The sequence below is a fragment of the Coprococcus phoceensis genome (assembly GCF_900104635.1).
In the GTDB taxonomy this organism is placed as follows: Bacteria; Bacillota; Clostridia; order Lachnospirales; family Lachnospiraceae; genus Faecalimonas; species Faecalimonas phoceensis.
In genome coordinates this window covers 1,065,428-1,089,354 of sequence record NZ_FNWC01000007.1, presented here as the reverse complement: position 1 = coordinate 1,089,354, position 23,927 = coordinate 1,065,428, and the positions used below count along the sequence as shown (strand labels likewise).

Below are 23,927 nucleotides of genomic sequence, written 5' to 3'. Positions count from 1 at the left end.
AGATGGATAGATGGGATAACGTGGAGAGGAAAGAAAAAAAGAGTGACCTACTCTTGAAGATGGTTGCAATTTCAGGAGAAATACCGGCAAATTTACCAGAGAAAATTGTGGGATCTAAATCCTATGCTACCAGTCTGATCACGGATTTAAAGAAAAAAGGTTATCTTCTCTTACGGTATAGAGATGGTGTGCGCGGATATGTTCTGGGAAAAAGAGGAAAAAATTATCTTTTGCAGCATTATCATCAGGACGTGGACCGTTATCTTACAGGTGCAAGCGAAACAAACCATGTGAAATCAGAACGGGAAAAACGACTGCGGTTGCACCGTATGAGCCAGATATGGACTTACTTTTTTGTCCATGGGAACCTGATTTTTGCAACAGAGAAACCTAAGATTTTTACACGGGAATGTTACGTGGAAACTTCTTTGGGAATCTATTATGGAAGCCAGGAATTAAAACAGAGCTCAGATCAGGTGAAAGGCTCCAGGACATGTGGGCTTTACATAAAGAAAAGGGAAGTTTTTGTTGTTTATAACAGCATGGGGAATCTTATGAAATGGTCAAAGAAAATGGAAATAGCCATGCGGTGTTGGGTAGAACGAAATTTGCTAAGGGCAGGAATTACATGGAAAGGGAAAGCAATTTTCTTTGGGGACTCCATGGAAGTATTGGAAAAGATACTTCTCAGTACAGGCGGCATGAAACAGGAATTGTTTCAAGTTGATGATGTATATGAGCAGTATTATTTTGTGCCGGGAAATAGGGAAGATGCAGAACTTCAAATAGAGTTATTTGTAGACTGGAAGAAAAACACTCTTTTTTTGGCCTTTTTAGAGAATATGCTAGATGAAGTAGAACGAAATGAATTTCCAATTTATGCAGGGATGAAGAAGGGGGTTCCTGTTTATTTTGTATATGAGTTGGAACTAAGAAAACTTCAAATGGTAAAGCAGGATATGGAAAGGCATGGAAGCGGGATTGTAGTATGCTTTGATTATCAGCAAGGCATGTTACAGGATTATTATGGGAAGGGGGTGGAGCTGATGGTACTGGACTGTAAAAAAGTAAAGCAGTATTTATTGTCTATGGAAGAATAGACAGGTATGGTTTCTAGGGTAGCACTATAGGAGGTGACGGAGACCATGCAAGATCAATTTCAAACCGGAAGTGTGACGGTAGATAAAATGAGTCGCCTACACATTTCAGGAAATATTGTACCTGTTACTTGGTATAAGACTATTCGGAAATCAACAGGGAAACCAAACCTAAATGCGATTATCATTTTGGCGGATATTGTATATTGGTACCGTCCGACAGAAGTGCGTGATGAAATGACAGGAGAACTTATAGGGCTGAAGAAAAAATTCCATGCAGATCTTTTGCAAAGAAGTTATCAACAGATTGCAGACCAATTTGGGATTACGAAAAGAGATGCAACAAACGCAGTCGTTGAACTGGAAAAATTGAAAGTAATACGGCGTGTTTTTCGAACACTTCATGTAAATGGGCAACAGGTGCCGAACGTATTGTTTTTAGATTTGAATGTAGAGGTGCTGGAAACACTTACCTATCCAGAACAAGAGCAGAGGTGTCACTTAAATAAGGGATACCACTCCCTGAAAAAAGAGAGAGGTATTACCGATATGGTGGAGAAGGAGTCACTATTTAGGGAGAGAACTATAACAGATACGGGTGATACAAATACAGAGAATACAGACATAAACTTTGATACAGAAAATTCTTATCTGATTCGAATCGAAAAGGAAGTCAAGGAACAGATTTCGTATGAGGTATTAAAGCATGATGATCCTTACAATATGCAGATTGATGAACTGGTAGGTATTTTGTTAGATGTAAAAACCTGTTCGGCAAAGACCATTCGTGTCAATCGGGAAGATAAACCAGCAGAGATTGTGAAGGCACAATTTCAGAAAATCAGCATGGAGCATATTCAATTTGTTTTAAACTGTATGGAGAAGAATACAACAAAAGTTACGAACATGCGTGCTATGTTAATTACTGCTCTTTACAATTCTGTCAATACGATTTCCAGTTACTATAGTAGTCTATATAACTACCATAGGTCATACGGTGTATCAGAAAATGAAGAGGAGGAATAGGACGAAAGAGAGAAAAGAGAAAGAAAGCAGATATAAAAAAATTGGTTTTAGTATTCTTCTGATTCCCTTGATTTTTTATTTTGGCGGTTTTTTGGAAAGGCTTTCTCATTCAGTTGTTGTACTAAATCCATTTGTATGTATTTGGAAAGGAATCACCACAGCAACAGGACTGCAAAGTTCCGTAGTAGCATGTCTGGGTATGCTGCTTTTTGGTATGCTCATTATCTGGAGAGGAAAGGAAAAAGATATTTTAGAAACAGATGAACGGAACTTTGATTATTCCGTAAAGGGAACTTATGGTACAGCCGGATATATGAAACCGGAGGAACAAAAAGAAATTTTAAACGCAGACCAGAACTTACAAAACGTTATGGGAATTATTTTCGGAAAAGATTTAGAAAGTGGAGAATATGTAAGTCTTCCGGTAGATTCCAGACTAAATAGAAATCTGGCCGTCTGCGGAAGCCAGGGAAGTATGAAATCAAGGGCATTTGCAAGAAATATGGCATTGCAGTGTGTGCGTCGTGGAGAGTCCATGTATCTTACCGATCCCAAATCGGAGTTGTATGAAGATCTGGCAGGCTATCTGAGGGAAGAAGGGTATGTTGTAAAACAATTAAATCTGATTGATCTTGTAAATAGTGATGCTTGGGACTGTCTAGCAGAGATTGATGATGGAAGTCTAATTGATGTCTTTGTTGATGTGGTGATCCGCAATACAACCGACAAATTCGACCATTTTTATGATAATGTAGAAATGGATTTGTTGAAAGCATTGTGCCTATATGTATATGAAGAATATCCACCCGGTAAAAAGACATTTCCAGAAGCCTATAAACTTTTGCTGAATAAATCTGTAGAGATGCTGGATGCTATTTTTGAACGCCTGCCCACCACACATCCGGCAAGAGGACCGTATCAGCTTTTTTCAAAGGCAGAAAAGGTAAAAGGAAATGCAGTATTGGGACTTGGAACCCGTTTGCAGATTATGCAAAATAAACTGGTACAGCAGATAACAAGCCACGCAGATTTTGATCTGACACTTCCCGGAAAACAAAAGTGTGCTTATTTTTGTATTACCTCAGATCAGGACTCTACCTATGATGTTTTGGCGACATTGTTTACCTCGTTCCTTAGTATCAAGTTGGTGCGGTTGGCAGACAGAATGGAAGATCGGAAACTTCCGGTTCCTATGTGCTTTATCTTAGATGAGTTTCCAAATATCGGAGTCATTCCCGACTTTAAAAAGAAATTGGCAACTGCACGAAGCAGGGGAATCGGTATGAGTATTATCTTCCAAAATATTCCACAGATGATGAATCGTTATCCAGAGGGGCAGTGGGAGGAAATTCTTGGTGGCTGTGATATGTCTTTGTTTTTAGGCTGTAATGATATGACAACTGCGACTTATTATAGTTCCCGCTCTGGAGAGATTACAGTTTCCGTTGCATCTATGCGGAAAAGCTATTATACTATACGCATGACAGATTATGTACCGGAATACTCAGAAACTTCTTCCGTAGGCAAACGAATGTTGCTGCTCCCAGATGAAGTGCTACGTTTTCCAATTGATCAGATGCTTTTGATTATCCGGGGACAAAAAGTGCTAAAGCTTCAGAAAATGGATTATACCGAGCATCCTGATGCAAAGTATTTGAAACTGGAAAAAACAAATGAGCATATTCCAAACTGGTACCGGGAGATGGAGGCAGAAAAAAATCAGTTTCAGGTATTGGAAAAGGAAGCGGAAGATACAGAACATTTTGAGAGAGAGCTGGCAGAGGGAAGGAGAAAGGAGCTGGAACTAGAACCTTTGACACTACAAGAGGAGCCTGCAAAAAAGCTTGCGGGGAAAAAGGAAAAGCTCAACAGCCAAGCGATTGTATATAAAGTAGAAGATTTGTTTCAAAAGAATAGAGATGGAGGTGGAAGTTAGAACTGTATGAATATGGAGGAAAACGCATTGGTAAAATACACTTTTTTAAAGCTGTTGTTAAAGGAATTTGATATTCATATCAAGGAAACAGAAGAAGATAAAATTGCACTGGCAAAACAATGTGTAGAGATTTATGATACACCGGAAGAATTTTATGAGAAAACCAACTGGGATAGAGATAATCCGGAACAAAGCAGTTTTCAGTATTTGGAAGAAAATAAAATCTGCCGGAGAATCCAAGGTAAAATCTGGTATTTTTCTCGTATCCGGTGGGAAGAAGGATTAAAAAAATGAAAAATTGAAAAGCGATTATAAGATTATGAAATTGCGATAACATTGCAACACCATCGGAATTGACAGGCAAAAAGGAATGTTTTATGATGATAGTGTAAATAATCAGGCACATCAAAGCAGCCAAAGGGCTGTTTTTTTGTGCTTTTTTTGATGAAGAAAAGGAGGCTATATATGGCAGAAACAAAAACAACAATTACAGAAGAAATGAAAAATGAAATTCCAAGAGCAGTTACACAAAATTCAATTCTGACAATTGAAGTGGATGCAGCTGTTGAAAGTACCCAAGAAAAAGAAGAAGCAAAATGGCACCAGTTGCTAAATGCACAGAGAACCCGAAAAATACTGACTGGTCCGTTAAGCGGTATCGAAAAACTGGAAAGCGGTTGGACAGTAGCAGTTACCTATTTCAACGGTTATCGAATTTTAATCCCCATGTCTGAAATGATGATTAACTTAAAAGGAGATGGAAGGGAGAATGCAGACACGCTGAACCGTCAGGTAAGGATTGCCAATAACATGCTTGGGGCAGATATTGATTTTATCATTAAGGATTTAGATGAAGCGTCTAGAAGTGTAGTTGCTTCCCGAAAGGATGCGATGATGCGGAAACGACAGATTTTCTATTTTACAGATAATGAAGAAGAGCAGCCAATGGTTTATCCTGGAAGGATTGTGGAAGCAAGAGTGATTGCGGTAGCGCCCAAAGCAGTCAGGCTGGAAGTATTTGGCGTAGAATGTTCTGTACGTGCAAGAGATATGGCTTGGGAATGGATGCCGGATGCTACAGAGAAATTTCAGGTAGGAGATCTGGTGCTTGTCTGTGTGAATAAAATAGAAATGCCAGATGCTGAGAATATGACTGTATCTGTAGACGCAAAGGGAGCAACGGAAAATACCAATAAGGACAATTTAAAGAAATGTCACCGTCAGGGAAAATATTCTGGTATTGTGGTTGATGTTTATAAGGGAACATATTTTATCCGATTAGATCTTGGGGTAAATGCTATTGCTCATGAATGCAATATGGCTTCTCTGCCGGGAAAACGGGACAAAATTGGATTTGTGGTGACACGAATTAATGAGACATCTGAGGTAGCAGAAGGTATTATTACAAGATTAATAAAAAAATATTCTTAAAAATGAAAAAATTTTGAAAACCTATTGAACCAGGAAAACCAAATTTTTTATAATGCATGATATAGACTAAAACAGAAAGGGGAAATTCGATGAAGCGAAAGAAAAATAGAAAACAACTTCCAGAAGTAATCTGTCCATATTGCGGGAAAAAGGCAGTTTTAAGACCAGCTTCCTATCTATATGGAGAAAAAAGAATTTTCACCCCGGAAACAATGTTTTACGTGTGCAGCGGTTATCCAGACTGCAATGCTTATGTTTCGGCGAACCAGAAAAATAACAGACCACTGGGGACTATGGCAGATGGGGAACTTCGAAACCTTCGGATACAGGCACATCGTGCATTAAGGGAAATTTGGACACAGGGATATATGACAAAAAACAGTACTTATCATTGGCTAAGTGGAAAACTAGCACTTCCAGAGAAGGAAACACATGTTGCTATGTTTAGTACATATCGCTGTATGGAAACCATACGCTTAGCCAATGAACTGCTGGAAGAACGAAAAGAGATGGAAAAAAGAGAACAAAAAGGCAAGCCGAAAGGAGAAACAGAATCGCATGATATTAAAAGCCACGGAACACGATATGTATCGGCTTCTGGACTATAAAGAAAAATGTCTGATAAAAGCAGGGATTTGTTTGGAAATTTCTGGATTTCTTGGACTTTTCCTGCTTTTTACCCATTGCCTTTGGGAGAGCATCTGCGTATTCCTGCTTTTTATGAGTTGGGGATTTTATCTGGTTAAGGAAGCACTGGAAGCAAATGGAAGGATCATGCAGACGAAAGGCTGTTATATGAAACTGGAAGAGGACTGCCTGGTAATCCGACAGCCACAGAAAAATGAACATTACGAAGTCTGTCGGATTTTTTACAGGGAAATGGAAAAAATCGTTGAAGGAAGCCGTAAAGGGATTCCAGAATTTTATATAGTAATCCGAAAAATGAAAGAGGAAGAACAGGATAGTTTTATTTTACTTGACAAAAAAGAAAAGGAAACCCTTATTTTTCAGGTGCGTTCTTTTGGATATGATAAAGAAGAATTTCAGAAATTTTATTTAAAACTGCGGTGGCTTGTACCTGGAAAAGTACGGATTATTGGAACAAAAAAGCAGACTGTATGGAAACAGAAACCCAAAAAGCATTTACTAGGGCCGGCATTTGCCGGCTTTCTTTTTTATTTGTTACCTAAAGTTGCTATGTGTTTCCTTTTATAGTCAAGAAATACGAAAAAGAAATGGAGATGGATATGCAAAAAAAATGGAGGCATCATTTGGAAAACATAATGCAATATGTGATAAAAAAATCAGAGGGGACAGGAGAAATCCCTTTTCTATTTCGAGAGAAAATGTGTAAAGCAGGACTTTTCTCTTTTTTTATTGCCGTGGTTGGCACATATATGGGGCTGCAGTTTGATGAAATAAGCTTTTTGATTTTGACCTGGATATTGGCAGTGCTTTCTTTTTGGCAGATTTTTCGGTTTTTAAAGATTGGAAAAACAGAGAAATATGAGATGTTGGAAGCACAGGTTCTTGCAATTAAGGGAAAACACTATCCGTGCAGGAACTATCAGGTAATTGTCCAGGATAAAGCAGGAAAAAGTATCCGGATTTGGATTCCAAAGGAAAAGCATTTTATGGTGGGAAAGACTTACCGTTTCTATTTCAATAAAATGGAGCAGATTCCGGAAAAAACAGACCAAGTAAACGAGTGTAGATATGAAATTTTTTATGGGATGGAAGAAATCCAACAGGAAGAACGGTGAAAAAAGTGTGGTTCGAATCCACACTCTTCCTTTCGTGTCGCCATGCACGAAATAATTTAGAAAAGGAGAGATGACTATGGCAGGAAAAGAAATGAAAGGAACTGTAAAGTGGTTTAGTGCAAAGAGAGGATATGGTTTTCTTGTAGATGCAGATGGCATCGATTACTTTGTACATTACAGTGAGATCCAGTCAGAAGGTTTCAAGACCTTGAAGAACAATATGGAGGTATCTTTTGTAGCGGAAGAAGATGAAAAAGGACGAAGCCTTGCAAAATGTGTGGTTCCACTTTTGGAAGAATCACCAAAAGAAGAATAACTGACTGGAAAGGAGCAGATACAAAATGTTTCTGCTCCTGATTGAAAAAATGAAGTGTGTAAATAAGAAGAATTCGTATTTACTACTAAATATATGAATGTATAGATTGACATATACCATATATTGTGTTAATCTTTAAATGACTTCATTTTATATGGATAACACAAAATTTCCATAAGTCAAATTTTGTTCCGGAACCAAAGCCGGAAGAGAGCTTTTAACAATCGTTTTAAAACGCATAGATCGACAGACACAAAAAGACAATGGTTCTTTTTTGTGTCTTTTTTTGTGCGTGAAAGGAGGAAGACATGAAAAAAACAAAGAGGAAGGAGAAGAGGAATGTGTCAAAGAAACAATGTACAGCAACCAAGAAGCCAGCAGAAAATAAGAAACATGTTTGAAACGCTTATGTTTTTAGAAAAACAACTGGAAGGACAATCTGTCATTCAGGATGCAGATACGGTGCTCGCAGATATTTTAGAAGATGTAGATTTTGAAATTACCGGAATTGCAGCCGATCTTTTGAAGATACATCAAAACAGTAAAGACCGGGAATCAGTGGAAACTTGTTTTGAAATCTTGACAGGATGGACAATACCGGATTATCTGAAAAAATGCATTGCTACAATCCTCGAACAGAAAAATAAGGCAGTTTCAAATGCGAAGGAATGTCTGCTGTATCAGGGAATGCACTTTATTCCAGTAGGGAAAAAGGAAGAGAAAGGAGAAGAACGCTATCTTCCCGTGAAGAAGATTTCAAATGATGAGAAAGAAATAGACAGGCTGCAGAAAGTACAGAAACAGACAGGCTTTGATGTGTTTCTTTGTCTGGAAAATTATCGGTTGTATCTTATAAGGAACAGAGATGTTTTTGTATATCTGCCAAATGGAAGGAGGCGAATGTATGCAGACAAGTATTCTGTGGGAAGGGAGTCTGCCAAATAAGGAGGAAATGGAACACATGAAACGGGAAGGCTATCAGTTCCGGTCAGTAGACGGTGGATGGAAGATTTGTCTGAAAATGCATCATACACCTACGGGACAATGGTTTGCAGACAATTTCTCAAAATCATTTTCGAAAGAAGTGGAATTGCATCAATATCTGGAACAGGTTGAGAAACATGCAACATGGTTTGAAGTTCCAAGTAAAAAGCTGCGTGTATATGAAGCAGGACAAATATTAGAAAATCCGAAAAATGAAGATGAATGTATCTGTATGGAAGTATTGAAAGATACCAAAAAACATTCACACCTTTTGTTGAAAACGGATCAGGAAGAAGTTTACCAGCTGGGAAGTTCTGCAATTCCGACCTTAGAAAACCGGGCACGAATCAGCGGTGCGGCATTGTCAAATGTAAGACCTGCTGTACTTGCAGAAATATTGAATCAATGTCTGAAAGTTGCAAAAGGGAAAGCATTACTTCGTGTTTCAGAAGGAAAGGTACGTGCAGTACACTCGGCAGAAAAAAATGGGTACCAAGTATATCCCTTACCAGAAGTATTTATGCTTGCCAGTGTTTACATACGTGGAGAGTATAAAAAGAGCACCTTTTTAGAAGGCTATGCAGACCAGACCATGGTATCGGCCACCTGGCAGATCGAAGATCAGCGCTTGGAGGAAGTGTATGGAGAAATCATGGAAAAGTATGGGAAGCAGGTAAAGGAAAAACTGACAGCGACCATACGCATTACGTCCTCTGATGTAGCAGCATCCGGTGCTAATATTTTCTACAGTCTGATGGAGGGAAAACGAAAGATTGCACTTGGAACAGATATGCGGATGCGGCACAACAACTCCGTAGAATTTCAACAATTTACGGAAAATCTGCTATCAACCTTTGAATGCTATAAAAATGCGCTGAAAGGAACTGTAGAAAAACTGTGTGCTATTTCCATAGAGTATCCGGTCAATACCATAATCGGAATCATGACAAAACAAGGGTTTGGAAAAAAGAATGTTGCAGAGATTGTGGATCGTTATAAAGCAACCTTTGGTAATGTACCCTGTACGGCATACGAAGTGTATTGTGGGATTGGAGAAATCCTTTTCCTTGCACAGAGTAAAGGGGTATCTGGCAGAGCTATGGTGGAACTGGAAGAAAAAGTTGCCAAATGCCTGAGTATGAAGTGGAGAGAATATGACATTCCAGGTGATCTTGTATATTAAGAATCCTCAGAAGAAAGGAGAAAAACTTTATGGAGATAAAATGGAACGGGCAGACAATAGAAAATCTGTTGGTAGGAACTTATTTGAATACCCTGTGTATTTCATTAAAAGAGAAAGAACTTTTGGTGGAAATGGAAAAATGGGAAAAGTCTATTTGTGACAGATTTACATTTTTGTGTCTGAGTTGGATGAAGGAATTATCTACTTTTATAACTACAGATGCAAGAAATGAAGCTTCCGTCATACTTGCGAAAAAAATTTTTGAACATAACATAGAATTTCCGGTACTAGAAGAAAAACATGGAGAAACAAGAGAGTATCCTGAACTGAAAAGTTTAAATGCAAATGAGGTAGTAGCTGTTTTAGCCGTATATTTGGAAAAAGATGCAGCAAATGGGTATCAGGAATTTCTCTTAAAACTTCGGAAAGAACACCGTACTTTGCAACAGAATTTCACCAGATTTGCAATGAGGTGGCTTCGGGATGCAGCAAAGGAAGATACGAAACTTTCCTGGATCCGAGAAATTAAAATTGGGCTGCCATGTATATAGGAGAAAAGAATATGGGTTACAAAAAAGGAAAGAAAGAACTTGGCATTTATTATGCAAAAACGCTGGTTTCCATTGCAGAAGAAATTTCTGCTAAAAATGCCGGGAAAGAGAAAGCGGGAATACAGAAAATCTTTTCTGTTTTGCAAAGGAGTGGAGGGATAATCCGCAAAAATATGACCTATCTGGTTACACACTGGATCTATAGGCTGTCGTTATTCACACCATGGGAAGAGAAAGAATTGTGGGCAGTGGATATGGCAAAGGAAGTATTCTCCTGTCCTATGACGCTTCCAACATGCAGAAGAAAGAATATTTTCAGAATACGGAAAATCAAAGGAGAACCAGAAAAGCAGCTGGAAATCATTTTAGGTCAGTTGACAGACTCTGAAAAAGATCGGTTTATGAAAGCATTCTGGTTGGAACTCGTAACTATGGATAAGGAGAAGCAGCAGATACTCACAGAATTTTTATTAGAGTGGCTGTGGGTGGAATGTGAGAAAGAGCAGACAATGGAAAAGATACGGTATTGGGCATCTTCATACTGTCTTCCATTTGTATAAAAAACAAACAGAAAAGGAGAAAAAGAATATGAGAAATGTACCAAATTGGGCAAAGGGCAATGCATTTGCAAAACGATTTTTCAAATGGCTTAGAAAAAAGAACAATCCAGCTCTTCTGACAGGAGATGCGGTGTTTACTAAGGTTTCCAGTCGAGGTTTTACTTTTGTGTATATGGGACCAGACATGGAAAATAGAGCTAGTCACTTATATCAGGGCATGGATTTTGTCGGACTTTTTAACCAGAAGACTTTTGAATTTACAGATGTTGCATATTCTCTGCGTACTTTGCTAAATATCCCAGAAGGGAAAAAATTCCGCTTCCAACGTGGCTGTATGCATTGTTTGGAACATAAAGTTCAGGAGTATGCACAAAAGAAACTGGAGAAGGAAAACAAGGAGATTTCAATTACCGCAGTTGAAAGAGCAGCAGTTGCATGGAAATATCGAGAACTGATTGAACAGGCTGCAGCAGATGTGATCTTTGAAGAAGTATCTGTGACAGACCAGATGATTCCACAACTGGAATTTGCTTTTAATGGAGAAACATATGTATTCGATAACCGGCTGTATTTTCGTTATTTAAAAAAGCGTAAGACTGTTATTCGGAAATTAGGAAGAGCTTGGGCGAGAGAACTACAGCATCGGGAAATCATGCGCCGGATTTTTGAAGCAGAAGTAAACAGTAAGGTGCAATTTTTATTGAAGAAACAGCCAGAGCGGATTGAAAAAATCAGGACACTGAGAAATGCGTTGGAAAAAGTACACCATACCGTAATCGTAGTTGTCAGAGGAAAACAAGGTGTTTTTGAATATTTTCATATCGATGCAGAGGTGTTAAAAAATACAAATGGAAAGTACCCGCTTAGTCAGATATCCGGACAGGAAAGGAAACGTCTGAAAGAAAAGTATGGGGCAGATAAAATCTGGGATATAGAAGAGATTTATCAGGTAGGGGCAAGGAATATCTGGTATTACAATGTTATGGCTGATCAAAAACAGGCTGCTTAATGAAAGGAATAGGAGGACAAAGGATGGAAAATAAAGAAACGATGAATTTACAGCAAAAATTGATTGCAATATCAAATGAAATGCCAAAGTTATTAAAAAAGCATTACTCAGACGAAGTAGATTATGATTTTGTAAAGATTGATGATATCTTTGAACTTTTAAATCCAGCGTTTACAAAGTATCACATCTGTTTGCAGGAATTGGAAGAAACAGATGCGACTTACAGCAAAGTTGATGGAAGCTGGATTTATACGGCAAAACTTACCTTCTTTATTGTCAATGCAGATTGTCTGGATGAAAAAGAACGGGTGAGTATCCAATTAGTAGGAGATCACTTGGATTCACCTGCAAAAGCAAAAGGGGCAGCGTGGACCTATGGGTTTAAATACTTCTTTTTATATAAATTCCGTATGAAACAGGAAACAGAAGATCCAGATATGAAAGGTACACCACCAAATGGGCCGGACAAATCGAAAGAAAAAGCAGAGCAGAAAAAAACAAAAGTGCCAGTAAAACCGCAGAAACCAGAGAAGGAGTCTTCTGATGTAATAGCAGACAGCCCTTTATCACAACCATCCGTGACCGATATGAATCAAAAGAAAGAAAACATCAAACAAGTAGATTTTCTTCCAGATCCTGCCGATTTTTTGAAAGAAAACGAAGCAGAAGATACAGGAGAAGATGCAGAATGTCATGAGGTTGAGAGGGAAGAACAACAATCCTTGGAAGTGACGGAAACATCGGGATCTTTGAACACAGAAGAAGAGACAAAAAATTTAGGAGATATGCCGACAGAATTTTTGGAGAGCGATGATGAAGGAACATCTGAGCATCCTCCTACAAAAGATTTGAAAACCGATAAAGCAGTACAGGAACCTGAGAAAAAAGAAAATGTTTCAGGAGAAAAGATCAACGAGGAAAAGAAGGAAGAAACAAAAAGTTCTTCTTTGAAGTCTCAAAAAAATGAGGAAGATTTTGGACAGATGAATCTTTTGGATTTTTCAGCACATCAGCCGGAACCATCCGAGAAACAGGAGACAAAAAGCAATGAGGCAAAAACAGCAGAAGGGTCCCGAGAGACTGATAAAGAAGCGGATAGGAAAGAGGGCTCTATTATTTCCGGGCATTCAGAAGATTTTGAAGAGGTAAAAGAAGAAGTTCCTTTTGAAGAGGTAGATGAAGATGACTTTTTCTTGCAGTTACAAAGAGATATGGAAAGTGAAATGGAGAAGATCCCCCTGACGATAGAAGAGGCAAAAAAAGTAATCTGTCCTTATGCGTTGTTTGAAGGAAAAACATTTGGGGAAATGCTTGAAACAGAAGCAGGTTACCGGCAGTTGCAATGGTTTGCAAAGGAATACAGAGGTTCAGATTTTAAGATGAAAGAAGCAGCACAGCTTTTATTGGAAGGCTGTGAACAGAAAGCTGCTTAAAAAGTTAAAGGATAAGGAAGAGGCGTGCAGGGCATGCCTTTTCCGCTTTATAAGGGGATACTTCCAGAAAGGTTAAAATGGTATGAAAAAAAGAAAGCGTACAGAATCTGATCCGGTTGCCCCGTTTACTATTTTTGATGTAGCAAAGTTACTGGATATAGAATTTTTAGAAAACTGTAAAAATGGATACCAGGTAAAAGACACCCAGAATGCAGCAAATGTTGTATGCCCATTTTGTGGTGACGCCAGGGGAAAGGCAAGCATCTGTGTCTGTGCAGAAGGGAAAATCATGAATGTCTTTCATTGTTTTGATTGTGGAACCGGCCATAATATGCTGACACTTTATGCGGATCTTTGTCATCTGACAGGAAAAGACCGGTATAAAAAAGCATATCGGGAAATTTATAGAAGAAAGCAGAAAAAACCTGGCAGAAAGAAAAAGACGCGACAGGCAATGCAGGAAGAAAGCCAGGGAATTAAGAAACGGGCAAGGAAACAGAAAGAACATCTGGCTGAACCAGTGGATTTAGAACAGCGACATCGGGTTTATAAAAAAATGCTCTCCTATCTGGAACTAAAGGAGTATCATCGTAAAGATTTGGAGAGAAGAGGGGCTGATAGCGAGATGATCCTGCACATGGAAGAAAAGGGATATAAAAGTACCAATGATGTGGATTCGCAGCAGATAGCGAGACGTCTGATAAAAGAAGGATTCCGATTGGAAGGTGTTCCGGGCTTTTATATCAATTGGGAAGGAAACTGGGATCTTAATTTTTATGAAGGAAACAGAGGGTATCTTTGCCCTGTTTATACGGTAGATAAATATCTGGCAGGTTTCCAGATACGTTTGGATCATCCTAAAGGAAAAAATAAATATGTATGGCTTTCCAGTGCAAACCAGAAGAAAGGGTGTGGAATCAGCAGTATTGTAGGGGTATCTGGAAAAGCAGAAAGCAGTGAAATTTATGTGACGGAAGGAATTTTAAAAGCAGAGATAGCCCATCAGGTATCCGGAAAAACTTTCCTTGGAAATCCGGGAATTGGAAATTGGAGAGATTTGTATGAGGTTTTGCAGGTATTAAAAAAACGTGGACTTTCCCATGTGGAAGAGGTATATGACATGGATAAGCAGCTTAGGCTTGTCTGCGACCAAAAGTATAGTGAAATCTGTGAGGAGTGTGAAGACCGAAAGAAAAAAGGGAATCCAAATTTTGAATGCCCCAAAAAAAGATTGAAACGGGATACTATACGAAAAGGCTGTAACCATACATACCGTATCTGTGAGGAACTTTCTCTATCCTGCAACCGTAATCAGTGGGACCTGGATCCGGACGGTTTATGGGCAGAACATGAAAAAGGAATTGATGACTGGCTGACAAAGGAAATCAGGGTAAATAGAAAATAGTTCATTTTTAAAATGTGCAAAAGAGGAATTGCAAAAGCAGTTCCTTTTTTGCATGGTTTAAAGGACCATGAGAAAGGAGAGAAGTGGATGATTCGGGATAGACCTTAAAGAGAAAGGGGAAGCAGGGCAGTTTTTGATATGCAGCATATTCCCGAAAAATGGAACTGCCCATTTGAAAAAACATCAAAGAGAAAGGAGAGAATGTTTATTGAAAACAACATGGAAAAAACGATGTACGGCAGGCTTTTTGGCAATTTTATTAGGGTGTTCCTCCCTTCTGACAGGCACAGGCAGTGCTATGGCAGCACCATTAGAGCAGGCAGAAAGTAAAGAGGAAACACAGGCAGAAGACATTACAATAAAACAGGGAGAAACGTTTGATCCGGCTTCCGATTTTAAGGGGATTACGGTAAAAGACGGGGAAAAACTCTCTTTTGTCTTATCTGCGGATAGAGAGGGAAAGCTGTTTGATGAAGACCGACCAGGAACTTATGACTGTATTTACCAGGTGCAAAAACCTTCTGGAGAAACTTATGAGATTACACGAAAAATCATTGTAAAGGAAAATGGAAAAGAAGGAGAGAGTCCCCAAAAGGACAGAAAACAGAAGAAAGAACAAAAAAGTGGCGAAGAAGATGCAGAGCCGGATGGCGCCAATATTGATACCAGTGCATTAAAGGAAGAAACGGGAGTTTTATTTTCTGTTGTACCATCTTCCATAGAACAGGCAAGAGAAAAAGCTTCTTTAGTGAAAGGACAGAAGATTGTATATCCGAGTGATTTAGGTTCTTACAGTACCTGTTATTTCTATGTCAATGACCGAATTGCGTACTGTCTGGAATCAAACTTACAGTCCCCGCCTTCCTCTGATTATGTTGCAGAACTTTATGAAAGCAATTTAAACTTACAGAAAGTTTTGTATTACGGATATGGAGGACCAGGAGATTTAACCGGGGAATATCTAAAGAACTACAGCAATGACATCAAATATGTCCTGACACATTTAGCAGCAAGTTATTGTTACGGCGGAGCGGAGGTGGCATTCGTGGGCTGCACGCAGGACGGATTGAAACGCTATAGTGTCATGGAATACATCAATTACCTTTGCGGACAGGAAGCACCACCAAGTGCTGCCATCAGCCTTTCTTCCACAAAAGAAACAGCTTTTTTGGAAGGAGATATGCAAAAGACAAAGAATATTACATTGAATGGAGACCATAGAAATTATATCACGTTACCTTTGCCAGAAGGAGTTACCTATCATGATACAACTGGAAAAGAACAAACAGGTGGATCAGTCAAAATCCATGGAGGTACTACTTTTTATTTTACAGCTTTAAAAACGGTACATGGAACGTGGGAAAGTGGTAATCTGGGCGGTCAGGTAGGTGCACAATGGAAAACGCTGGTTGTTTCAACCGGATCCGGAAATCAGGATATTGGGTATGGGGATTTTTATGAAGAACCGAGTGCATCGGTTTCTTTTTCCATTCAATGGATGGATATTTCTTGGGTTGAAGTGATCAAAGAAGACGCAAAGAGCAGCGTAAAACTTGCAGGAGCTGTTTTTGGGATTTATAGAGATCCGGCTTGTACAGATTTGATACTAAAGATGCCTCCTACCAATGAAAAAGGAGCAACCAAGGCGGAACTGACAAAGACACAGGATACGGTGTATATCAAGGAAATCACTGCACCAAAAGGGTATAAACTGAATACGAATTCTTATAATGTCAATCTGGAAGTGGCAAAAACACAGACACTGACTGTGAAAAATGAGGAACAGAAAGGGAAAATTGTTGTACATAAGCAAGGCGAGAAACTGACTGGTGTATCCGGAGAGGAAGGAAAACTTCAGTTCCTTTATACAAATGCAGCATTTGCAGGAGCAAAATATAAGATTTATGCAGCTGAAGATATTTACAGCCAGGATAAACAGACAAAAATCTATCAAGCAGGAGATTTGGCAGCAGAATTGGAGACAAAGGAAGATGGAAGCTGCTCTTCCGATATGCTTTATCTTGGAACTTATAAAGTAGTGGAACAGCAGGCGCCTGATTCCCTGACCATAGGGAAAACGGAAGAAGAACGTACCCATATAGTAACCCTTTCTTATGCGGGGCAGACAGTAGAAGTGGTTGAGGAAGAAACACAATATGAGAATGCCAGACCGAAGGTATCCGTAGAAGTACTGAAACAGTCAAGTAATGATGAGGTGGCTTTAAAAGGAGCACTTTTTGGTCTGTATGCAAAGGAAGATATTACCGGTGCAGATGGTTCTGTCTTGGTCACAAAGGGAACTTTGATCCAGAAAGCAGAGTCCGGCGATAACGGAAAGGCTATATTTACTGCGGATATCCCAATTGGTTTTCATTATGAAGTAAAAGAAATTCAGGCTCCTTCGTTGTATTTCAAGGGAAATGGCAGTTATGAATTCTTTTATGAATATAAAAATGACAAAACATATACCTACACCTTTACACATATCTTCCAGAACAAAGAGGTACGTGGTGAAGTCCATATCAAGAAAATAGACAAAGATACACAGGACTCATTAAGCCAGGGAGATGGGGATTTAAACGGGGCAGTCTATGGATTGTATGCTGCAGAAGACATCCAGCACCCAAATGGAAAGACAGGACTGCTTTATAAAAAGGACCAGTTAGTCATGCAGGGAACTATAGAAAAAGGTGTTCTGCATTTCAAAGATTTGTATCTTGGAAAATACTACGTACAGGAAATATCTGCACCACCATCCAATGCTTATCTATTGGATAAAACGAAATATCCGGTAGACCTTGCGTATGAAGGACAGGATGTGGAAATCGTACAGAAAAATGTAACAGTTTTGGAGACCATAAAAAAACAGGCGTTCCAGTTGATCAAAATCAGTGATGACGGAAGCCAGACAGAAACAGAATTACTGGAAGGTGCCGGATTTAAAGTGTATCTGATCAGTGAACTTTCAAAAGTAAAAGATGGCACCTTAAAACCAGACAATGGAACAGAATTTGTTCCACAGGATTTTATTGGATATGATTTCAGTAAAGAGGAAACTGCTTCTTATTATCAAAATGGAGAGAAGATACAGACAGAAGAAATGTTTACGGACAAAAAGGGATATTTATGTTCCCCGGAACTTCCGTATGGAAAATATGTATGTATCGAAAGTACCATTCCGGAAAATATGGAAGAGATTCAGCCGTTTTTAGTTACCATTGATGAAGACAGCAGAGAACCACAAGTATGGCGTGTCTTTAATGACCGTCCAATGCAGTTCTATTTTAAAATCATCAAAAAGGATGCACAGACGGAACTTCCGATTTTAAAGAACAGCGCTCATTATAAAATTTATGATGTGGAGAAAAAGAAATATGTCACGATGAAAGTACGGTATCCAAAACCGGAAACCATTGAGGTATTTGAAACAAATGAGGAAGGCTATCTTTTGACACCAGAACCGTTAAAAATGGGTACTTACCGTATTGAAGAAGTAAAAAGCCCGGAACTGTTTGTGCAGACAGGATTTGAGCAGGTGTTAAAAAAGGGAGAGGAAATACTTCCTTTAAATGAGGTGACAAAAGAAGGAACTTATGAAAAAGCTCCAAGAAAATCCATTACCATCAAAGTAGACAGTAATACCGTACATGAAGTGGAAGAAGAAACTGGAAAGTATATTGTAGTTGTGGAAGTAAAAAATGATGAGGCAGTAGGAAGCCTGACAATCCAAAAAACAGGAGAGGTGCTTATTGGCGCTGAAAAAAGAACAGACCAGATGCTGACAAAAATTAAAAATGGTCTGGCAAAAGCAGTCAATAAAGTGTCCAACCTGTTTACTGGAGACGATGTTATGGAAATGGAAAAAGGATATGAGTTCGAGTATGAAGAACAGGGGCTTGCAGGAGCAGAATTTTCTATCTATGCAAGGGAAACCATTTATTCGCCAGATGGGCAGATGGACAGTGAAGGCAACCGGATCATACGTTTTGAAAAAGACGCTTTGGTTGGAACGATTGTAACAGATGAAAAAGGAAAGGGAACTTTAAATAATCTTCCGATTGGCAAATTCTATATCAAAGAGACCAAAACAGGAGATTCTTTCGTGTTGGATCCAAAAGAACAGGATTTTGAGATTGCCTATCAGGGACAAGAAGTGGCGGTTGATTATGTGACAAAAGAAATCAAGAACCAGCGGCAGAAGGTGGAAATTGAAGTGCTGAAAAAATCAGAAGCCACAAAAGAACCGCTTGCTGGGGTTTCGTTTGGACTGTATGCAGGAGAAGATCTTTTAAATGCAGCAGGAGAAATTGTGGTGAAAAAAGATGAACTGGTAGCAGTTGAAAAAACAAACGAAGAAGGGAAACTGAAGTATCAGGATACCATTCCGCATGGGAAATATTATTTAAAAGAACTGGAAGGACTGCCGGGATATCTTCCGTTTGAAGAGAAGATTGAAATTGACGCTTCCTATACAGAGCCGAAACTGGAGGTGATTTCTATACAAAAAGAGGTAGAAAACCAACCGACAAAGGTGGAGATTACAAAAACAGATATTACAGGAGAAAAAGAAGTAGAAGGCGCTAAGTTACAGATTTTAGATGAAGAAGGAAATGTAGTGGAAGAATGGACTTCTACCAAAGAACCGCATCTTGTTTATGCATTGAAACCGGGCAAATATATCTTGCATGAAGAGCAGGCTCCAACAGAAAATGGATATGTGAAAGCGGAAGATGTAGAATTTACCGTAGAGGAAACCGGGGAAATCCAGAAAGTTTCCATGAAAGATGATCATACCAAGATTGAAATCACAAAGACGGATATCACCGGAGAACAGGAAATCGAAGGTGCTAAACTGCAAGTACTGGATGAAGAAGGAAATGTGGTAGAAGAATGGATCTCTACCAAAGAACCATATCGTATCGAATATCTGCAACCGGGGAAAACCTACGTCCTTCATGAAGAAGCTGCACCAGAAGGATTTTTGATTGCAGAAGATGTAGAATTTACCGTAGAGGAAACTGGAGAAGTACAGAAAGTTTCCATGAAAGATGAAGTGCCGATGGGGCAACTCATCATCAAGAAAACAGATGCAGAAGATGAAACACCACTTGCCAATGTAGAATTTGCACTGAAAAATAAAGAAACAGAAGAAGTAGTCGGAAAACTCACGACAGATAAAGATGGCATTGCAACCAGTGAACTGCTGCCAATTGCTACTTATGAAGAAGGGAAGGCAGTAGCACCGATCACTTATGTATTATCGGAGACAAAACCATTGGACGGATATGAAAAACATACGGAAACTTATGAAATCACATTCAGTTATGCAGATGCCAAAACAAAAGTCATCGAAGTGGTAAAAGAAATCCAGAACAAGAAACTTCCAAAGACACCGGAAAAATCGGAGGAAGTAAAAACAGGAGATACTACCATGATCCTGTTACCGATAGGCATTGCGGTACTGACAGTAATTGGTATCGGTATTGTCCTTTGGAGAATCAGACGCACAAAGAGATAAAAATATTTGGAAGTTATAAAATACTGGCCTGCGGGGTGGTGTAAAGAACATTTCTGGATGCTTTACCAGAAGATTTCGGGGCGGTACCGGACCCCGCAAGCGAAAGGAAAGGTGATGTGGAAGCGAAAGAAAAGAATTTAAAAGTTTTTATAAAAGCGTAAGCGGTAATGAAGCGGAAAAATGTAAGTATCCAACCAGATTAGATACCTACGGCTGTGGTTGTATGCATAACTGTTCCTACTGCTATGCACGCAGCCTTTTGGATTTCCGCGGGCTTTGGAATGCAGAAAATCCAAGAGTGGCAGATATCCAGAAAATCCGGAGAAAATTGGAAAAAGTGCCGCCGGGAACCATTTTAAGACTTGGAGGCATGACAGATTGCTTTCAGCCGGTGGAACGTCAGGAACAGGTTACCTATCAAACCATAGAACAGTTAAATGAATATGGTATTGGGTATCTGATTGTGACAAAATCCCATTTGGCAGGAGAAGAACGATACCGGAAACTTTATGATCCGAAACTGGCACACATTCAGATTACGATTACCTGCTTTGATGATAAGAAAGCTTTTGGCTATGAAAAAGCAAGCAGTCCTTCAAAGCGGTTAAAGGCATTGTTAAATCTACAGGAAGAGGGTTTTGATGTTACCTTACGATTAAGTCCTCTGATAGAAGAATATTTGGATTTTGATTACTTAAATAGGCTGCCGGTAAATAAAGTTTTGGTAGAATTTCTTCGGGTGAATGGGTGGATAAAAAAATGGTTTCCGGATTTGGACTATCAGAAATATATTTTGCGTCAGAGTGGATACTGGCATTTACCGTTGGAAGAAAAAATCAGGATATTGGAAAAAATTCATCTTCCTTTGACGGTCTGTGAAGATGTCACAGAACATTATGAATATTGGAAGCAGCATATCAATCCAAATCCACTGGATTGTTGCAATTTAAGAAAATAAGAAACATAAGTGCAGGCGGTAGTATATCAGTTTTGGTATGCTGCCGCCTTTTTTACGTTGGAGGTAAGCAAATGAAAAAAGAATACTTTTTACTTGGGATATTAAGCGTGATTCTTTTGGCAGCAGGAGTCTGGATTTATCAGATTATTAGTGAATATCAAAAAGCAGAACAGGAATATGAACAGTTACAAGAATATGTAAAAGTAGAGAAGAATACAAGGAATCCGGAAAATGCGAAACCAAATGTTGCAGAAGATGATAAGGATGGAGAAAAGCAGGAAGAAACTGTAACGGTGGATTTTGCGGCTTTGCAGGCAATTAACCCAGATGTTGTAGCGTGGCTTCGGATCCCAGGGGTATTGGAATACCCCGTAGTGAGAGGGGAAGATAATTCCTACTATTTAAACCATACCGTACAAAAAACTTATAGCATTGCAGGAAGTATTTTTCTTGATTATCGGAATGAACGGGACTTTTCAGATAGTAAGAATATTATCTATGGCCATAATATGAAAGACGGCAGTATGTTTCATGTATTGAGAAATTATCAGGATATTGATTTTTTTCAGGAGCACACGGATATGGAGGTTTATTTACCGGATGGAAGAACTTTGAACTATCAGATTACAGCTTGTGAACAGGTACCGGCAGATAGTGAGATTTATCAGATAGAAAGAGGATATGCTGAGGATAGTAAGGAAAATGAAATCATATTGTCTACTTGTAGTGCAAAAGCAAATATCCGGATTGTTATAAAAGCGGATTTGAAAAAATAATTTAAAACAATAACTGCAAGATATTTTGAAAAATCAGATAACAAAAGGAGGGCACTAAGTGTATTTAATAGAAATTGATACCGAAAAATTTGATTTTCAAGGGACATCACATGAAGAATATTTGGAGTTTTTTGGCTATCAGGGCATACGAAAAGAAAAAGAAAATTTATATACGGTAACACAACTGGGAACCATACTTCCAGCAGTAAAAGTCCTTTGTCAAAAAGACAACGAAAAATTTTAGTTTTATCATCTTAATTTCAGATTTTAGGTGAAAGATATGAAGTGATTGGTTGTTTCTAATTGATAAAAATTCTTCAAACTGCAAGAAAAGTAATCCCTTCTGGAAGTTTGGTAGTTAGGAAATTTATTGACGGAAAACACAGGAAAAGGTATAATGAGCATAGAATAGTATGCATATGCGACGATAGAGGCGTTATAAATCTACTATTTTTTGCACAGAAGCAGTGTTATGTTTTTATTGACAAGCAGAAAGTTCTGTGATAAAATGCGGAAACTTAGAGGAGGACATATGGCTAAAAAGAAAGTTTTTGCCGTAAAAAGGGGAAAAACAACAGGTTTGTTTTATTCTTGGGCTGAATGCCAAGAGTCGGTCGATGGATATCCTGGGGCAGAATTTAAAGGCTTTTCTGCAGAAGAAGAGGCCAAAGCATATTTGGAGGGTAAAGAAACAGAAAAGATTGCGTCAAATACTCATGAAACTTTGGAAGAGGGATTAATTGTATATGTAGATGGCAGTTTTGATGAAAAAATAGGAAAATATTCGTTTGGATGTATTATTCTTACTCCAAATGGGGAGACTATTAAAGAATCCGGAAATGGTGATAATCCAGAATCATTAGCAATCCGAAATGTTGCCGGCGAAATGCTTGGTGCTATGTATGCTGTGAAATGGGCTATAAAAAATGGATATATCAGTCTGGATTTACGGTATGACTATGAAGGCATTGAGAAATGGGCAACTGGTGAATGGAAGGCAAAAAATACATTAACTCAAAAATATGCAGAGTTTATGAAAGAACATCAGAAACATTTGAATATTAAATTTACAAAAATAAAAGCTCATACGGGTGATTTTTATAATGAAGAAGTTGATAAGCTGGCAAAAGCAGCATTGACAGAAGGAAAAGGAATTCCTAAAATTAAACGTGGTGATTTTTGGTTTACGGTTGAAGGGATTACAGAAGATGATTTGATTGCCGTTCTTGGATTAGTAAAAGAAGAGATAGGTTCTGATAAGATAGCAGAAGAGGAAAAAAGCATAGCCCATGGTAAATCCATATCTCTTAAGATCAGCAATAAAGATAGAGTTGTGGTATCTCATTATAGCAAAAGCAATACAGTGGTTATGCAGGGAAAACCGCAACTGCTTTTTTCAACAATCATAAGTTATATTACAGAGTTGGTAGATATCGAAGAAATTCCTAAAATATTCAATAATACATACAATGTTAGTATTGATAAAGATGAGGTTTGTTCAGAATTTCAATTCTATATGCCAAATTCTTTCGACAAATTTTCATCTAAAATGGAAAAAGCGCTTCTCCAGGCAGTGTATAACTTAAAATTAAATGGCAAGATGTTTGATGGAACATTCCTTGCGCATCCGGCAATGAGAGTCGTAGAAGCACATTTGAAGATTTTATTGGTGAAGTACGAAATTATTCCGGATGCAAAATATATTAAAGATAATGGCTTTAATATGTTTGATAAGCTTGGAGCAAAATACAAACTAAAGATGGATCAACATGGAACGGCTACTGAAGATAAAGCAAAGTATATTGGTAATCTTTATACGTTTTATCATAATAACCGGCATGTATTGTTCCATTGGGATGATCCGACAGGACCTTTAGATACTACAAAATTATTAAGTGTCGAAGATGCACATGATAAAATCAAAAGAGCACTGGCAATTATTGATGAATATTATGAGTAGTGTAAAAAAGAGAAAGGAGAA

At 38.5% G+C, this 23,927-nt stretch carries 21 protein-coding genes; all 21 read left to right on the top strand.

Annotated elements, in window-relative coordinates; genetic code table 11:
* Positions 1-59 precede the first annotated feature (59 nt).
* The 21 genes from BQ5364_RS08940 (at position 60) to BQ5364_RS08840 (ending at position 23,906) form a co-directional block, all read left to right on the top strand.
* Positions 60-1,100 carry a hypothetical protein gene (locus BQ5364_RS08940; protein WP_071144732.1) on the top strand — a complete coding sequence of 347 codons (1,041 nt, stop codon included), beginning with the start codon at positions 60-62 and terminating at the stop codon, positions 1,098-1,100.
* A 45-nt stretch (positions 1,101-1,145) separates the two neighbouring features.
* Positions 1,146-2,123 (top strand): DUF6017 domain-containing protein, encoded by a 978-nt coding sequence (locus BQ5364_RS08935; protein ID WP_071144111.1) that lies wholly within the window; start codon positions 1,146-1,148, stop codon positions 2,121-2,123.
* Complete coding sequence (locus tag BQ5364_RS08930) at positions 2,107-4,059, top strand: VirD4-like conjugal transfer protein, CD1115 family (protein WP_071144110.1); 1,953 nt, start codon at positions 2,107-2,109, stop codon at positions 4,057-4,059. The genes BQ5364_RS08935 and BQ5364_RS08930 overlap by 17 nt, the downstream gene beginning before the upstream one ends.
* Positions 4,060-4,065: 6 nt before the next feature.
* Complete coding sequence (locus BQ5364_RS08925; protein ID WP_083382770.1) at positions 4,066-4,353, top strand: hypothetical protein; 288 nt, start codon at positions 4,066-4,068, stop codon at positions 4,351-4,353.
* A 171-nt stretch (positions 4,354-4,524) separates the two neighbouring features.
* A complete protein-coding gene (locus BQ5364_RS08920; protein ID WP_180958654.1) occupies positions 4,525-5,490 on the top strand; it encodes a S1 RNA-binding domain-containing protein in 966 nt (321 codons plus the stop codon).
* An 89-nt stretch (positions 5,491-5,579) separates the two neighbouring features.
* Positions 5,580-6,098 (top strand): zinc-finger-containing protein, encoded by a 519-nt coding sequence (locus BQ5364_RS08915; protein WP_071144109.1) that lies wholly within the window; start codon positions 5,580-5,582, stop codon positions 6,096-6,098.
* Positions 6,049-6,705, top strand: coding sequence for a hypothetical protein (locus BQ5364_RS08910; protein WP_071144108.1), 657 nt, complete (start codon positions 6,049-6,051; stop codon positions 6,703-6,705). The genes BQ5364_RS08915 and BQ5364_RS08910 overlap by 50 nt, the downstream gene beginning before the upstream one ends.
* A 56-nt stretch (positions 6,706-6,761) precedes the next feature.
* Entirely contained in the window at positions 6,762-7,253 is a 492-nt protein-coding gene (locus BQ5364_RS08905) for a hypothetical protein (protein ID WP_136017813.1), read from the top strand.
* A gap of 76 nt (positions 7,254-7,329) precedes the next feature.
* Entirely contained in the window at positions 7,330-7,569 is a 240-nt protein-coding gene (locus BQ5364_RS08900; protein ID WP_272112042.1) for a cold shock domain-containing protein, read from the top strand.
* 339 nt (positions 7,570-7,908) lie between these two features.
* Entirely contained in the window at positions 7,909-8,514 is a 606-nt protein-coding gene (locus tag BQ5364_RS08895; RefSeq protein WP_136017812.1) for a hypothetical protein, read from the top strand.
* Positions 8,474-9,736: a hypothetical protein gene (locus BQ5364_RS08890; RefSeq protein WP_083382768.1), complete on the top strand. Its 1,263-nt coding sequence runs from the start codon at positions 8,474-8,476 to the stop codon at positions 9,734-9,736. Before BQ5364_RS08895 ends, BQ5364_RS08890 begins: the two co-directional genes overlap by 41 nt.
* Positions 9,737-9,765: 29 nt before the next feature.
* A complete protein-coding gene (locus tag BQ5364_RS08885) occupies positions 9,766-10,287 on the top strand; it encodes a hypothetical protein (RefSeq protein ID WP_071144105.1) in 522 nt (173 codons plus the stop codon).
* Between the two features lie 11 nt (positions 10,288-10,298).
* Positions 10,299-10,847 (top strand): hypothetical protein, encoded by a 549-nt coding sequence (locus BQ5364_RS08880; protein WP_071144104.1) that lies wholly within the window; start codon positions 10,299-10,301, stop codon positions 10,845-10,847.
* A gap of 28 nt (positions 10,848-10,875) precedes the next feature.
* On the top strand, positions 10,876-11,856 hold the full coding sequence (locus BQ5364_RS08875; RefSeq protein WP_071144103.1) for a hypothetical protein: 981 nt from the start codon (positions 10,876-10,878) through the stop codon (positions 11,854-11,856).
* A 23-nt stretch (positions 11,857-11,879) separates the two neighbouring features.
* Complete coding sequence (locus BQ5364_RS08870) at positions 11,880-13,289, top strand: ERF family protein (RefSeq protein WP_071144102.1); 1,410 nt, start codon at positions 11,880-11,882, stop codon at positions 13,287-13,289.
* 82 nt (positions 13,290-13,371) lie between these two features.
* Positions 13,372-14,694: a hypothetical protein gene (locus BQ5364_RS08865; protein WP_071144101.1), complete on the top strand. Its 1,323-nt coding sequence runs from the start codon at positions 13,372-13,374 to the stop codon at positions 14,692-14,694.
* A gap of 208 nt (positions 14,695-14,902) precedes the next feature.
* Positions 14,903-20,212: a SpaA isopeptide-forming pilin-related protein gene (locus BQ5364_RS08860; RefSeq protein WP_071144100.1), complete on the top strand. Its 5,310-nt coding sequence runs from the start codon at positions 14,903-14,905 to the stop codon at positions 20,210-20,212.
* A gap of 223 nt (positions 20,213-20,435) precedes the next feature.
* Positions 20,436-21,170, top strand: coding sequence for a radical SAM protein (locus BQ5364_RS08855; protein WP_226981672.1), 735 nt, complete (start codon positions 20,436-20,438; stop codon positions 21,168-21,170).
* 71 nt (positions 21,171-21,241) lie between these two features.
* Complete coding sequence (srtB, locus tag BQ5364_RS08850) at positions 21,242-21,946, top strand: class B sortase (RefSeq protein WP_071144099.1); 705 nt, start codon at positions 21,242-21,244, stop codon at positions 21,944-21,946.
* 58 nt (positions 21,947-22,004) lie between these two features.
* Positions 22,005-22,190, top strand: coding sequence for a hypothetical protein (locus BQ5364_RS08845; RefSeq protein ID WP_071144098.1), 186 nt, complete (start codon positions 22,005-22,007; stop codon positions 22,188-22,190).
* A gap of 288 nt (positions 22,191-22,478) precedes the next feature.
* The gene (locus tag BQ5364_RS08840) at positions 22,479-23,906 is read left to right on the top strand and encodes a type II toxin-antitoxin system RnlA family toxin (protein ID WP_071144097.1); all 1,428 of its coding nucleotides are present in this window, start codon (positions 22,479-22,481) and stop codon (positions 23,904-23,906) included.
* Positions 23,907-23,927: the final 21 nt, after the last annotated feature.